Source organism: Candidatus Omnitrophota bacterium (genome assembly GCA_016209275.1).
GTDB lineage: Bacteria > Omnitrophota > Gorgyraeia > Aquiviventales > Aquiviventaceae > JACQWM01.
Map to the genome: position 1 here is coordinate 13,277 of JACQWM010000007.1, position 14,650 is coordinate 27,926.

Genomic DNA, 14,650 nt, shown 5'->3' on the forward strand with positions numbered 1-14,650 from the left:
AAGTCACAAGTTACTGCTCCAAGAACGCCCCCTGATCACCGATCGCTTGATAGGACAATCCTTGGAACGATTGTTCGATCTTGGCAAGTTCATCAAATGTGGTCTTGGCATCAACGAACCGTGTTTTCAAGCCAAGGCGCTGAGCCAACTCGTTGAAAATCTCAAGTTCGGAACGGGCCTCAGCCCATGGCAGCAGGGCGGCATGGATGCGCTGCACCCGACCTTCGAAATTCGTCAGCGTGCCTTCCTTCTCAGCGCAGACCGCGCTGGGAAGCACCACATCCGCATGATCTGCAGCCGGAGTAGCATTCGCGCCAACGAAAACGACGAACTCCAGATTGGCTGGCACCGTCACATCCGGCGAAAACACGAAGAGGGCTGTGATCTGCTTCTTCGTCACTTTTTCCAAAAGGCCCCCAGCTCCTTCAGGAATGCCAAGCGCCTGGGCGCCTTTGGTGTTCGGCGATCGATCGGCTTGCAGCAACAGATCGTCACTCGATCCACTCTTGGGTCGTTGAAACACGATCTGCGCAATACCGAGTTCCGTGAAGAACCGCTTGGCCGCAAACAGATCTTCGTTGGTCATGTGACTTGAAAGCACGACACCCACGCGATCGAGCTGTTTCGCGCCGCGAAGCTGCGTGAGCCGCTCAACAATCCGCGCGACTCCCTCCTCCCATGTCGCCTGCCGCACATGGCCATGGTCTTTGACGCCGACATGCGTGAGCCGATTTTCATCGATATAGTTGTAGCCGTAGCGGCCGACATCGCACATCCACCATTTGTTGACATCGGCGTTGTAGCGGGGTTTGAGGCGCATGACGCGCTCGCCATTGGCGATATGCGGGCGCCATTCGCGCTCGCGATTATAGTGAATCTCGATGTTGCAGCCGCGGGAGCAGCCGGTGCACACCGATTTCGCCGAGCCCAGGTACCACACGCGGCATTTGAATCGAAAGTCGCGGTCGGTGAGAGCGCCGACTGGGCAGATATCGACGACATTGCCTGAATAATTGTTGTCCAACGTCTTCCCCGGATGCACGCCGATTTCCGAATGATCGCCCCGATTGAAAATGCCGAACTCGCCGGTCTTCGTGACTTCATCGGTAAACCGCACGCAGCGCGAGCAGAGGATGCACCGCTCCGCGTCCAGCATTACTGTCGGGCCGATGGGCACCGCCTTGGGCTTCTTATGCTTGGTCTCGTTGAACTTCGGATCGTAGAGGCCATGCTGCATGTAGTAGTCCTGCAGCCAACATTCGCCAGCCTGATCGCAGACCGGGCAGTCCAGCGGATGGTTGATCAGCAGAAACTCCAGCACATCGCGGCGCCCGGCCAGTGTTTTATCGCTGGTCGTGTTGACCGCCATGCCCTCGGCTACGCGCGTGTGGCAGCCGATTTGCAGCTTCGGGGCCCCGGCGATTTCCACCAGGCAGATGCGACAGTTGCCGGCGATGGAGAGGCCTGGGTGGTAGCAGTAGAACGGAATCGGGCTGCCGGCTTTTTCGCAGGCCTGCAGCACCGTCGTCCCCTCCGCCACCGTCACCGATTTTCCGTCGATCGTCAATGTGATTTGCTTTGGCTCAGGCATTTTCTTTCCAAATGCGACACATGACCCATGACTCACGACTCATGACTATTCTGGTTGAAGTCCAGGGTCATGTGTCGTGGGTCGCGACAGCAACAACTGGCGTCGTTTGTGATCCAAGATTGCAACGCTTTTCTCGAACGTGGTATTCAAACTCGTCACGAAATTTTCTGATGTAGCTCTGCACCGGCCAGGCCGCGGCATCGGCGAAGACGCAGATCGTGCGGCCTTCCATGTTGCCGGCGATATTGAGCAGAATGTCGAGGTCTTGCTGCCGGCCCTGCCCTTTCATGATCCGATCCACAATCTTGAACACCCATCCGGTGCCTTCGCGGCACGGCGAGCATTGGCCGCACGATTCATGCGCAAAGAACTTCGAGGCGAACCAGAGCGCGCGGACCATGCAGGTGGTGTTGTCCATCGTGATCACACCGGCCGAACCTGCCATCGTGCCGGTGGCGAGCAGCGAGTCAAAATCCATGCGGACATCAATCTCGTCTGCGCGTAAAATCTTCGCTGAGATACCTCCAGGGATGACGGCTTTAAGTTCGCGCCCTTCGGCCACGCCGCCGGCTGCCGCAATCAGTTCGCGCAGTGTCACCCCATGAGAAGCTTCATACAGGCCAGGCTTCTGGACATGACCGCTCATGGAAAACAAGCGCGTGCCACCGGTCTTACCGAACCCGAACTTGGCAAACCACTCCCCGCCTTTGCCAATGATCGGCGGCACACAGGCCAGGGTCTCCACATTGTTGATCACCGTCGGCGACGCAAAGAGCCCGGCGATGGCAGGAAAGGGCGGTTTCAACCGCGGAAAACCTTTCTTGCCTTCAAGGGACTCCAGCAGCGCTGTTTCTTCGCCACAGATATAGGCCCCGGCTCCTCGATGCACGACAATATCCAGCGAATAGTCCGTGTTAAAGATACGGTTGCCAATAAAGCCGTACCTTCTCGCATCATCGATGGCCTGCTGCACAATCTGTGCCGGGCGTACATATTCGCCGCGGATGTAGATGTAGGCTTTGCGGCAGCCGGTGGCGAAGGCGGCGATGATCATGCCCTCAATCAATCGATGAGGATCCCGCTCGATGATGTACCGATCCTTCATCGTGCCTGGCTCGCCTTCATCCGCATTGACGACGAGAAACTTCGGTTTCGTCGAGCCCTTGGGAATAAAGCTCCACTTCTTTCCCGCCGGAAAGCCGGCACCCCCAAGACCGCGTAAATTGGATTTAGTCACTTCGGCAATCACCTGATCCGGCGACAGCTCGGTGAGCGCCTTACGCGCGCTCTGATAGCCGTCATCACGGACATACGTCTCGATCTTCTCTGAATCTTTAACGCTGAATCGTCTCGAGAGAATCGGTTCGACCAGTCCCACGGTGCCGCGAAACGCATTCGGGATCTCCGGCAACGACTCTGGTGATTGCACCAACGTGCTGATGATCTCGCGGGTGATGGGCCCCACATACTGATCATTGACCTGCATCATCGGCCCATGCTCGCAGGCACAGAGGCACTCGACGGTTGAGAGGGTGAACTTGCCATCCGGGGTCGTTTGGCCTGGTGCGATCCCTAAGCGCTCGGAAATCCCCGCGACACAGCCATCCGCGCCCTTGAGCGCGCAGGCGATGTTGTGGCAGACCTGGACGTGATATTTCCCAACCGGAGTTTGGTGGAACAAGGTGTAAAAGGTGACGGCTTCGTGGACGTGCGCCGGGGCCACGTCCAGCAGCTGGCCGACCCAGTTTTCGGCGTCGGTTGTAATGTGGCCGAAGCGCTCCTGTATTAAGCGCAACACCGGCAGCATCGCCGCCCGCTTCTGCTCGTAGCGAGCGACAATCGCCTCGGTTTCTTGTCGTATTGAGTCCAAAGACTTCATCTCTCAAGGCGATATCAGATATGAAATGGCCATTTCATATCTGATATCGTAGTTAGCGGTCGAGTTCGCCGCCGATCATGTTGACGGAGCCGAACGTCGGGATGATGTCGGCCAGCATATCGCCGACGATGAGCTCGGGGAGTGCTGCCATAATCGCAAAGCATGGCGGGTGCACGCGCACCCGATACGGCCGATCCCCACCGTCGCTGACCACGTAGAAGCCGACTTCGCCATTCGCCCCCTCGACCGCGCTGTAGTACTCGCCAGCTGGGGGGCGCAGCCCATGGCCGAGCATGATCAGCTTAAAGTGGTTCATCAGCCCTTCGATGTTGCCATACGTGTCTTCTTTGGCCGGCAACGCCACCCGGCGCTCGCTGGAATAGACCGCCTCATGCGGCCCGCGCGTTGAGCCCTGCAGCGTTGGATCCAGCGTCACGCGCACCTGTTTGAATCCGGCCACCTGGCCCATCTTCGCCTCATCCACCATCACATTCGCCGGCAGCACGCGGCCTTCAGAGTCAATATTGATCGGACCGGCTGGGATGCTCGCCAAGGCCTGCTCGATGATGCGCATGCTCTGCTCCATTTCCTCCATGCGCACCAGATACCGGTCATAGTTATCGCCATGCTCACCCGTCGGGATATCGAATGACATGCGGTCGTAGACGAAATACGGCTGGCTCTTGCGCGTATCGAGTACGATTCCGCTGCCGCGCAGAAACGGCCCGGTGATCCCGTAGCTGATGGCGCGCTCTTTCGAGATGATCCCGGTCCCCTGCATCCGATCCGCAAAGATGCGGTTGCGCGTCAACAGCGTGTCGCACTCTAAAACCACCTTGCGAACCTCTTCAAGGACGCGGCGAGTCCATTCGGCGAATCCCTCGGGTAAATCGGCCTTGACCCCGCCGATGCGGCCATAGGAGATCGTCAGGCGGGCTCCGGTGACCGCCTCAACCAGCTCCCACAGCCATTCGCGAGCCTTGATCATGTAGAGAAACACGGTAAAGGCGCCAATTTCCATCGCTGAAGCGCCAATGCAGGTCAGATGGTCGGTGATGCGGGAGATTTCGCTCATGATGACGCGGATGTATTGGCAGCGCTCGGTCACCTCGATGCCTAAGAGTCGCTCGACCGCAAGGCAAAACCCGAAATTATTGATCAGCGGCGAGACGTAGTTGAGCCGATCGGTGTACGGCATGACGTTGTTGTACGGCCCGCGCTCGCTTTCCTTTTCGAACGCGCGATGGAGATACCCGATCTCGACATCGCAGCCCATCACGCGCTCGCCGTCGAGCTCGACGATGAGCTGGACGATCCCGTGCATGGCCGGATGCGACGGGCCCATATTCAGAAACATGTGTCGAGTCTCAGTGGCCGAGTGGCCAAGTGGCTGGGCGGCCATTAGTTCATTGGACCAATCAGTGGTTGGCGTCTGCGGACGGGATAGTCTTTGCGCAGCGGATGGCCTGTGAACTCTTCGTACATCAGGATGCGGCGCAGGTTTGGATGGCCGGTAAAGCGGATGCCGAACATGTCCCAGACCTCGCGCTCATACCAATCCGCCGAGGCCCACACACCGGTCAGCGACGGCACGGTCGTATGAGCCATCGCCACCGGCACGCGCACGCGCAGCCGATGGTTGTGAGCCGTGGAATAGAAATGATAGACGAGATCGAACCGATAATCATCATTGGAAACTCCCCGCTCCCACGTTTCGGTCACCGGACGCGGTGTCATGTAGTACGGCAAGGGTGACGGGGTCACGAGGGTGGGGGCGCTGTGTTGTGCAGTGCCGAATTTGAGGTAGTCCACGCAGGAAAGGTCCATGAGCATATCGAAGTACTGCGCAGCATCATCACGCAGATACCGTGCCACGTCAAGCAACCCTTCGCGTTTGAGCACGACGGTCTGCTGCCCGCGAAAGATCCGCGCAGCGATCACGTGCTGCGGAAACCGTTGTCGAATTGCCTCTGCCAAATTCATTTGGCGCTCCACAGGTGGGCTTCGGGACGATGCGGAACCTGCAATTCACGTGGGCGGCCGGCAGGACCCAGCGGATCCTTCGCAGAAGCACCCTGGGCGATCTTTTCCTGAAGTTTCATCAGTCCGTCCAGCACGTTCTCCGGACGCGGCGGGCAGCCCGGGATGTAGATATCAACGGGCACCACCGTGTCGATGCCCATGACGGTGGCGTAGTTGTCGTAAAATCCTCCAGTGCACGTGCACACGCCGAAGGCCACGACCCATTTCGGATCCGCCATCTGGTCATAGATGCGGCGCAGCACCGGCGCCAGCTTATGGCTGATCGTGCCGACGACAAAGAGCACATCCGCCTGCCGAGGCGAGAACCGCGGAAAGCCTGCGCCGAAGCGATCCATGTCGTAGTGGGAGGTCGCCGTCGCCATGTATTCCATCCCGCAGCAGGCAGTGACAAAGGGATATTGGAAAATAGAAAACTTGCGCGCCCAACCCAGGGCCGCATCCAACTTGGTCGTCATCCAGCTGAGTTTTGAGGTATCCGCAACCATTATTTAAACTCCAACGCGCCCTGCTTCCAGGCATAGATGAACCCCGCGACCACGATCAGCAAAAAGAACCCCATTTCCAGGATGCCAAACCACCCCAGCTCTCTCACTAAGACCGCCCAGGGGAACAAAAACACCAGCTCGACGTCGAAGACCACAAACAGCATCGCCACGACGTAGAAATGCACCGGCAGCCGGCCGGCCGGCAGCGCGATGGGGTCTTTGCCACACTCAAACGGCTGGGCCTTGACCGGATTCGGCTGTTTCGGCCCCAGGAAGGCATTGAAGGACAACAGGAGCGCCGCAACCCCGGCGGCAAGGGCAGCCAAAATCAGTATGGCGGCATATTCGATCATCGGCGAAATGTTTCACAGCTTGGGGTTTGAACAGCGGCCTCGGCGTGGTCGGCCGAGGCTGTCCGGGGGATTATAGCAGGTTTTATTTATTGTAGTCGAGGCCGCGCTCGAGGAATTGTTCGTCCATCTTCTTGGGCGCGAAATAGCTGCGGACGAACGCTTTGAGCGGCTCGATCTCAAACTGGCGGCAGCTATAGACGTCGATCGAAATGAAATCTTTCGGGGTGAGCGTGTGCAGCTGGATGCCGCTTTCGACCAGGGGAATCCAGCCGGAGAGGCCGGCTTTATCGGGAAATCGCTTGCCGTCGGTGCGGAAGATGAAGGGCGGCGACTGCGGCTCCACCTTCAAGACGCGCACAATTTCTTCAAGGAAATTGTAGCAGAGGGTCAGATCGTCACAGGCCCCCCGCTTGCAGTCATAGAGATCGAGAAGCAGTTGATAGCCAAATGGGGCGACGAGCCGCCGTTTGGGTTTGCTCGCTTCGGCGGTTTCGGGCAGATCACACACCTGGGGCATACACCCTCCTCCTACAAGAAAAATGCAACACCCCGGCGGTTTTCCCGTCGGGGCGATCAGTCGTGACACGCGAATTGTGTGTTGGTCGTTCGTTCAGTACGGCACCGTCCTGAGTGTCATCATATAACAAGCCGCTCGATTGTCAATATGATTTCATTGCCGCAAGCTCGCGGCGCAAAAGCTCCAGCGGCAGGCCGATGACGTTGCTGCGGGAACCCGCGATGCGGGCGATCAGCTCCCCGCGATCCGCCTGCCTGCGCCGCGCCCGGCGCGGCAGGCAGGCCTGCAGCGCATACCCTCCCGCCTTATCGAGCGGCGAGCTTCGCGCGAACAGCCGCTGAATCGCCCCACGGGTCATCGGCTGAAACGTGACCTGGGTCTTTTCATAGGCCGCGCGCATCCGTCCGGTCCCGGGATCAAGCAGGCACAGGCCGGTATACACCCAATGGCTATTGCCGCTCAGCTTCTTCAAGAGGCGGAATGCCGCGCGCATCGTGCTGGGTTTGCCAATAACGCGCCCTTGGAAATAGAGGAAGGTGTCAGCGCCAATGACGATCCCGGAAGCGCGCAGCGGGAGTTTCGCGCAGCGCGCCTTGCCGACCGCGTTGCGCATCGCGTTCGCGGAGGGCGATTCGTTGCGGCGGATCGTCTCGCGATGGGCCGAACGGACGACGCGAAACGGCCGGCCGAGTTGACGGAGCAGCGCGCGGCGGCGGGGAGACCGGGAGGCGAGATACAACATCGACTAAGTTAAAACTCTTGAACGAGGGCTCGCATCTCGTTGACGGTCTGGGCGCGGTGGACACGATCACGGAAGGCCGCCGCTCCCGGATAAGTTCTGAAGTACCAGGCCACGATGCGGCGCAACGGCCCAACTGGATCATGGTCGTATTGCTCTTGCAGATCCATGTGCCGCAACACCACGGTTTTGAGTTGCGCCATGTCAGGAAGCGGCGGGGCGGCTTCGTGCTGCAGCGCGGCTTCGATCTGCCGATAGATCCAGGGATTGCCCAGCGCCCCGCGCCCGATCATGACGCCATCGCAGCCTGAAACATCCAAGAGCCGCCGCGCGCTGGCCGCATCCACCACGTCGCCGTTGCCGATGACGGGAATCGACACCGCCTCCTTGACACGACGGATTGCCTCATAATTCGCAGCACCCGCGTAGCCTTGCTCGCGCGTGCGGCCGTGCACCGCCACGGCGTCGACCCCGCACTCCTGAGCAATCCGCGCAATCTGCGCGGCTTCGGCTCCCGTGCCATCCCTGAATCCTAGCCGCATTTTCACCGTGACGGGAACCCGCTGCACGGCGCGGACCACGCGCCGAAAGATCTTCTCCGCCGCGCCCGGCTCGCGCAGGAGCATCGAGCCGCCCCCGTGGCTGACGATTTTTGGCACCGGGCAGCCCAGATTCAGATCGACCAGGTCAAATCCCATGGCCTCGAGTGTGGCGGCGGCCTCGCCCATCACCTCGGGATGGCAGCCGACGAGCTGCGCGCCCACGGGGCGGTCCTCCGGCAGCGTTCGCATCATCTCATAGGTATGCTGGACGTTGCGCACCAGCGCCTCAGAAGAAATCATCTCCAGAAACGCAAAGCGCATGCCGGCGGCCCGGGCAATGAGGCGAAACGGCAGGTCGGTGCAATTCGCCATCGGCGACTGCACCACCGTCGGTAACTCAAGCGTCTTGAGTCGAATCATCGTCCACCTATTATGCTATACTAAGGATCTTCATGGTAGCCCCATCGACGAAAAAAAGCAGCTTGCCGCGTTTCTTACGCTACGTTCGCCCGTATCGGCTGGTACTCGTAGGTGCCGTCGGCTTCGGGGTCATCCGCTATCTGATCCCCCTGTCCCTCCCCTGGACGATCAAGATTCTCGTGGATGACGTTCTCAAGCCCTCCGCGGCCATCTCCCACGGCCGGCTCCATTTGATCATGTGGGGGCTGTGCGCGCTCTTCGCGCTCTATGCCGTGGCCAGCTATTGGCGCTCCTACTTCGCCGGTCTCGCCGGCCACCGTGTCATCTTCGATCTGCGGCAAGCGCTGTATCTGCACGTGCAGCGCATGAGCCTGAGCTTCTTCGAGCGGCAGAAAATCGGCGCGGTCGTCTCGCGGATGACGACAGACATCGCCTCCGCCCAGAACTTCGTCGGGGCGGCCTTCGTCAACACCATCATGGACCTGTCGTGCGTGGTGGTGATTATCGGCTTGCTCTTCTGGGCGCATCCGAGGCTCGCACTGGTCTCGCTGGCCGTGCTGCCCTTGTACGTCGTGATCACCTACGTGTTGCAAAAGGACATCCGCAAGCAAAGCCGCGTCATGCATTACCAACTGCAGGAAATGTCCGGGGACTTGCATGAGCAATTCGCAGGCATCTCAACGATCCAGGCGTTCACGCAGGAAGAACACGAAGCGCAAGGATTTCGCGCGCAAAGCGAAGAATATTTTCAGACCGTGATGAGCAGCGTGAAGCTGCAATCCATCGCGCTGGGCGCCACGGGTTTTCTGACCTCGATCGGCCCCATCCTCGTGCTGTGGTTCGGCGCCACCGAAGTGTGGGCCAGCCGGCTCACCGTCGGCACCCTGATGGCGTTTTACGGCTACCTCGGGTTGCTCTACGCGCCCATCCAACGGCTCACTGAGTTGAATTTGATCCTCGCCAACAGTTTAGCCGCGATGGACCGCATCTTCGAGGTCTTTGACACGTTCTCTGACGTGCAGGAACGGCCCGGGGCCGTCGCGCTGACACGGGGGCGCGGCGAAATCCGGTTTGAACATCTCAGTTTCAAATACGCCGAGCGGGGCTTCGTCCTCAACAACCTCACGCTGACCATCCCAGCCGGCACTACGGCGGCCTTGATCGGTCCCAGCGGGGCCGGAAAATCCACGCTGGTCAAACTCTTGCCCCGCTATTATGACGTCACGGAAGGGCGCATTGTGATCGATGGCATCGACATCCGGCAGGCCACGCTGAAATCGCTGCGCGAGCACATTGCCATCGTTTCGCAAGAGCCGATTTTGTTCAGCGGAACGATCGAGGAAAACTTACGGTACGGGAAACCGCAGGCCGGCGCGGACGCCTTGCGCGCCGCGGCCCGCGCGGCGTTCGCGCACAGCTTCATCGAACAGTTGCCGAAAGGGTATGACACCGAAATCGGCGAACGCGGTGTGAGGCTCTCCGGCGGGCAGAAACAGCGGCTGGCGATTGCGCGGGCCTTCCTCAAGGATGCCCCGATCCTCATCCTTGATGAGCCGACGTCAGCGCTCGATGCGGAATCCGAGGCATTGGTCAAACAGGCCCTCACACGCTTGCTGGAAGGGCGCACCGCGCTGATCATCGCGCATCGGCTCTCGACGATCCAGCACGCGGATGTGGTCGTGGTCCTTGATCAGGGCCGGATTATTGAAGAGGGGCCTCACGAGGAATTGTTGCGACGCGCTGGCAGTCTCTACCGGCGCTATGCCGAGCAGCAATTATCGCTGTCGCTGACGTCATAGATCAATATCAGATATCGAATTCGATATCTGATATCGCCTAGCGTTTGACGAAAAAGACGTTCGCGGACAACCAAGACGCAGCCAGGCCGCCGAGGATCGGGCCGAGCCAGTAGACCACATGCCGATGGTCAAGCGCGCCGCCGAGGAGCGCTGGGCCGAAGGCCCGCGCAGGATTCATGGCCGCCCCGGTGACCGGGCCGCCGAGGAGCATACCACACGCCAGCACGGCGCCGATCCCCCACCCGGCCGCCGCGGACCCGCCGCCTTGGGAGTTGCCCGCCGCGCCGAAAACGGCGAGCACGAGGAAAAACGTCAAGACCGCCTCAATCACCAGCGCTTGGCCCACCGTCACCGCGGTGATCGATGGCGCGCCGAGGCGCGCGGCGCGCCACACCTCGCTCGGCAGCAACAGCCGAAGCACGAGCGCGGCACTCGCCGCCCCCGCGAGCTGGGAACACACGTACGCCGTCGCCGTCTGACGATCGGTGCGATTGACGCTGAGCATCGCCACGGTCACGGCGGGGTTGAAATGCCCGCCTGAGACGCGCCCGAGGGCTGCGATCATGGCTCCGAAGACGGCGCCATGCGCGACCGCAATCCCTAACACCCCCAGCGCCCCGCCGCTCCAATGATTCATGCACACGGCCCCCGCCCCGATGAACACCAGCGCAAATGTTCCGACCCCTTCCGCGATGACCGCAGCGCTCGCGCTCATCACATCTCCTGCTGCGTCATCAAGGCGCGCAGGCCCGAAGCGGTAAAGGGCTTTTGTAGCACGGTCATCGGCGCGCGGGTCGCCGCCAGGCGCGTCTGCAGCTGATCGCTGAGCGACCCTGACATGACGGCAATCCGCAGCGACGGCCAGCGCCGGGTGGCCTGGGCGATCAATTCGACGCCATCCATCTGCGGCATGATGAGATCCGTCAGCAGCACATCATAGGGGGCGCGCTCAAGGGCGACGATCGCCTCAGGGGAGGAGGAGGCCACGGTCACGCGGCACAGGCCGGCCAGCATCCGCTCGCACATCCGACGGATCGCCGGATCATCATCCACCACCAGCACTCGCAACCCATCCGGCTTGGGCTCCGAGGGCTGCAGCAGTTCACGCAATTCCCCGAGCAGCTGGGCCGGCAGATACGGTTTTTGCAGCACGCGAACGCCTTCCACCGCGCCTGTCAGGGTGCGCAGCTTCTGATCCATCAAGCCGCTGATCAACAAGACCCGCGCCGCGGGAGCGACCGCTCGGATGCGCATCATCAGCGCTTCGCCATGCTCCTGGCCGATCGAGAGATCGACAATGATCGCATCGGCGTCCTGCGCATGGCGCTTCACCATGTCCAGCGGCGGCACCGTCGCGGCCTCCGTGAGCACGCGGTAGCCGCCTTCGCGGAGAATCTCTTCGGCAAATCGTCGGTCCTGCTCCTCCGGCTCAATGACGAGGATGGCCCGAACGCGGGCAGCGACGGCGGGAGCCACGCCATTGGCCGCCTGGCCCAGCGCGTGTTGGCGCGGAAAATACAGATGGAAGGTCGTGCCGCGGCCTAGTGCTGTTTCAATATCGATGAACCCCTCATGCTGCTTCACCAATCCATAGACCACCGCCATGCCGAGGCCGGCCCCCTTGCCCTGCTGCTTCGTGGTGAAAAACGGCTCAAAGATGTGGGGGACGATCGTCGGATCCATGCCCGTGCCGGTGTCTTGCACCGAGAGCCGGATGTAGTCGCCCGGCTTGGCGCCAGACCGCCCCGCGGCAAATGCGGCATCCACCCGGAGAGGGCCGCTGCTGATCGTGAGCCGACCGGCGTCCGGCATGGAGTCCCGCGCGTTGGAGGCGAGATTGATGAGAATCTGCTCCAGCGCCGTCGGATCGAGCTTGACCAAGAGCGACTCCTTGGGGAGCGACAGGCCGACGTCGATGCGGTCGCCGACAAATTGCTGCAGCACGCGCTCAAGATTGCGCAGCGTCTGATTCAGCTCCAGCACGGTGGGCTTGAGCGCCTGGCGCCGGCTGAACGCCAACAGCTGCCGGATCATGCCTGAGGCGCTCTCCGCCGCATGCACGATTTCGTTCAAATCATTCTGCAGCTCGGGCTGCTCCTGGCAGCGGCCGCGCATCAGCCACGCAAATCCCAAAATGACCTGCAGGAAATTCTGGAAGTCATGCGCAATCCCCCAGGCGAAGCGGCCGATGGTTTCGAGTTTCTGCGCCTCGCTGAGCTCGGTTTGCAGCCGCAGGCGTTCCGCTTCCGTCTTGCGCCGCTCGGTGACATCGGTGCCGAAGAGCAGAAACCCGGAGAGCCGGGCGGCGGCGTCATGAATCGGAACGATCGTCAACTGGAGGATGCGCTCTTGGCCATTCGGCCGCGCGAGCGCGACGTGCTCGAGGGATGCGGGGCGATCCGCGAGTTGGCATGCGGAGAGGCCGCCGAGAACTTGGCCGGCGTCCCACGCGATGCCGGCATCCGCGAGCAATCGGCCGCTCACCGTCACTTCGGCGATGCCGAACACCTCCTCAGCCACGGCATTCCAATGCGTCACGCGGCCATCCAAACTGAGGCGGATCAGGATGGAGGGAACGGCGGACAGGAGCTGTTCGGTTTGGGTGTGCGCCGCCAGCAGATCCGCTTCGGCGCGTTTGCGCTCAATGGCATAGCGCATCGCGCGGCCCAGCAGGTACGGGTAGACCTCAAGATGGCCTTTCACCAAATAATCGTCGGCGCCGGCCTGCAGCGCTGCGGAAGCTAGCCCTTCGTCATCTGACGCGGTGAGAATCACCACGGGGACGCGATCGCTCAACTGCAGAATGGCCGTCAGCGCGTCCAACCCCTTGGTATCCGGCAGCATGAGATCGAGGAGAATGACGTCGATGCCGCCCCGGCTCAGCCGCTGCAGGCCCGGAGAGAGCCGGTCAACGTGAATGAGATCAAACGTCGCGGAGGTATCTTTTGCGAGGGCTTGTTTCACAACGTCAACATCGGCAGGGCGATCTTCGATCAGTAGGGCGGTGACAATTGGAGCCTTCATGCCACGTTTTCTTCCTCCTACATTCATAGCATTTTTCTTAACTCCTTGTCAAATAAGGGGTCAGACCCTTAATACCTCGCCATCTCCGTGTCGACTTCGCAGGCCCAGGCGTCGATGCCCCCGCGCATATGCTTGAGTTTCTTGAAGCCGAAACGCTGCAGCGTCTTGATCGCCTGCAGGCTGCGCTGCCCGTGATGGCAGTAGGTGATGATCGTATCCGCCGTGTCGAGCTCGTTGGCGCGCAGGGGCAATTCAGACAGCGGAATCAGCTGCGCGCCCTCCACCTTGACGATCTCAAATTCATGCGGCTCGCGCACATCAAGCAGCACTGTTTCGGGATGCTCCTTGAGATACTGCTGCACCTCACCCGGCCCTAAATCGTACTCGCTCTGCCTGACCTCAACCTCAGCTCCCCGGCCGATCCCGCAAAATGCCTCGTAGTCGATGAGGGCTTTCACCGTTGGATGCTCGCCGCAGACCGGGCACTGCGGATCGCGCTTGAGCTTCACCTCGCGGAACTCCATCTTCAGCGCATTGTAGAGCAGCAGCCGCCCGATCAGCGGGTCGCCTTTGCCGATGATGAGCTTGATGGCCTCGGTGGCTTGAATGATGCCGATGATGCCGGGAAGCACGCCCAGCACCCCGCCTTCAGCGCAGCTTGGCACCATCCCTGGCGGCGGCGGTTCCGGATACACACAGCGATAGCACGGGCCGCTGAACGGAGCGAACACGGTGGCCTGGCCGTCAAACCGAAAGATCGAGCCGTAGATGTTGGGTTTCTTCTGGAAGATGCACGCGTCATTAACCAAATAGCGCGTGGGGAAATTATCCGTGCCGTCGATGACCACGTCATACGGCGCGATCAGCTCCATGATGTTGTCGCGCGAGAGCTTGGCGTTGTATGCCGTGACGTCAACATCCGGGTTGATCGCGTTGATCCGCTCCTTCGCCGACTCCACTTTCAACCGGCCCACGTCCTCGGTGCGGTGAATGATCTGCCGCTGCAGGTTGGTGAAATCCACGACGTCAAAATCCACGATGCCCAGCCGCCCGACGCCGGCCGCCGCCAAATAGAGGCCGAGCGGGGAGCCTAAACCCCCGGCGCCAATGAGCAGCATCCCGGCATCCTTGAGCTGTTGCTGCCCCTCAATGCCGACCTCCGGCATGATCAAATGCCGGCTGTACCTCAAGATCTGATCTCGCGTCAACTGCGCCATCGTACGCAACAACGACCCATGACACATGACCCATGACACAT

13 protein-coding genes are annotated in these 14,650 nt (G+C 60.8%); 1 reads left to right on the plus strand and 12 read right to left on the minus strand.

Annotated elements, in window-relative coordinates; genetic code table 11:
• Positions 1 to 10: 10 nt before the first annotated feature.
• The 9 genes from HY737_01425 to dusB form a co-directional block, all read right to left on the minus strand.
• The gene (locus HY737_01425; GenBank protein MBI4597049.1) at positions 11 to 1,591 is read right to left on the minus strand and encodes a (2Fe-2S)-binding protein; all 1,581 of its coding nucleotides are present in this window, start codon (positions 1,589 to 1,591) and stop codon (positions 11 to 13) included.
• A gap of 67 nt (positions 1,592 to 1,658) precedes the next feature.
• Complete coding sequence (gene nuoF / locus HY737_01430) at positions 1,659 to 3,077, minus strand: NADH-quinone oxidoreductase subunit NuoF (GenBank protein ID MBI4597050.1); 1,419 nt, start codon at positions 3,075 to 3,077, stop codon at positions 1,659 to 1,661.
• 445 nt (positions 3,078 to 3,522) lie between these two features.
• Complete coding sequence (locus HY737_01435) at positions 3,523 to 4,872, minus strand: NADH-quinone oxidoreductase subunit D (protein ID MBI4597051.1); 1,350 nt, start codon at positions 4,870 to 4,872, stop codon at positions 3,523 to 3,525.
• A complete protein-coding gene (locus HY737_01440) occupies positions 4,872 to 5,453 on the minus strand; it encodes an NADH-quinone oxidoreductase subunit C (protein ID MBI4597052.1) in 582 nt (193 codons plus the stop codon). Before HY737_01440 ends, HY737_01435 begins: the two co-directional genes overlap by 1 nt.
• On the minus strand, positions 5,450 to 5,998 hold the full coding sequence (nuoB, locus tag HY737_01445) for an NADH-quinone oxidoreductase subunit NuoB (protein ID MBI4597053.1): 549 nt from the start codon (positions 5,996 to 5,998) through the stop codon (positions 5,450 to 5,452). Before nuoB ends, HY737_01440 begins: the two co-directional genes overlap by 4 nt.
• Positions 5,998 to 6,351, minus strand: coding sequence for an NADH-quinone oxidoreductase subunit A (locus HY737_01450; protein MBI4597054.1), 354 nt, complete (start codon positions 6,349 to 6,351; stop codon positions 5,998 to 6,000). Before HY737_01450 ends, nuoB begins: the two co-directional genes overlap by 1 nt.
• An 82-nt stretch (positions 6,352 to 6,433) precedes the next feature.
• The gene (locus HY737_01455; protein ID MBI4597055.1) at positions 6,434 to 6,868 is read right to left on the minus strand and encodes an S-adenosylmethionine decarboxylase; all 435 of its coding nucleotides are present in this window, start codon (positions 6,866 to 6,868) and stop codon (positions 6,434 to 6,436) included.
• Positions 6,869 to 7,010: 142 nt separating this feature from the next.
• Positions 7,011 to 7,610, minus strand: a complete 600-nt coding sequence (locus HY737_01460; protein MBI4597056.1) for a Maf-like protein — start codon at positions 7,608 to 7,610, stop codon at positions 7,011 to 7,013.
• Positions 7,611 to 7,618: 8 nt separating this feature from the next.
• A complete protein-coding gene (dusB, locus tag HY737_01465) occupies positions 7,619 to 8,569 on the minus strand; it encodes a tRNA dihydrouridine synthase DusB (protein MBI4597057.1) in 951 nt (316 codons plus the stop codon).
• A gap of 32 nt (positions 8,570 to 8,601) precedes the next feature.
• On the opposite strand from dusB, the gene HY737_01470 reads away from it, so the two are divergent.
• Entirely contained in the window at positions 8,602 to 10,368 is a 1,767-nt protein-coding gene (locus HY737_01470) for an ABC transporter ATP-binding protein (GenBank protein MBI4597058.1), read from the plus strand.
• 37 nt (positions 10,369 to 10,405) lie between these two features.
• On the opposite strand, the gene HY737_01475 is transcribed toward HY737_01470, so the two are convergent.
• The 3 genes from HY737_01475 to moeB form a co-directional block, all read right to left on the minus strand.
• Positions 10,406 to 11,083, minus strand: a complete 678-nt coding sequence (locus tag HY737_01475) for an aquaporin (protein ID MBI4597059.1) — start codon at positions 11,081 to 11,083, stop codon at positions 10,406 to 10,408.
• Positions 11,083 to 13,392, minus strand: a complete 2,310-nt coding sequence (locus HY737_01480; GenBank protein ID MBI4597060.1) for a response regulator — start codon at positions 13,390 to 13,392, stop codon at positions 11,083 to 11,085. The genes HY737_01475 and HY737_01480 overlap by 1 nt, the downstream gene beginning before the upstream one ends.
• 68 nt (positions 13,393 to 13,460) lie before the next feature.
• Entirely contained in the window at positions 13,461 to 14,609 is a 1,149-nt protein-coding gene (gene moeB / locus HY737_01485; protein ID MBI4597061.1) for a molybdopterin-synthase adenylyltransferase MoeB, read from the minus strand.
• Positions 14,610 to 14,650: the final 41 nt, after the last annotated feature.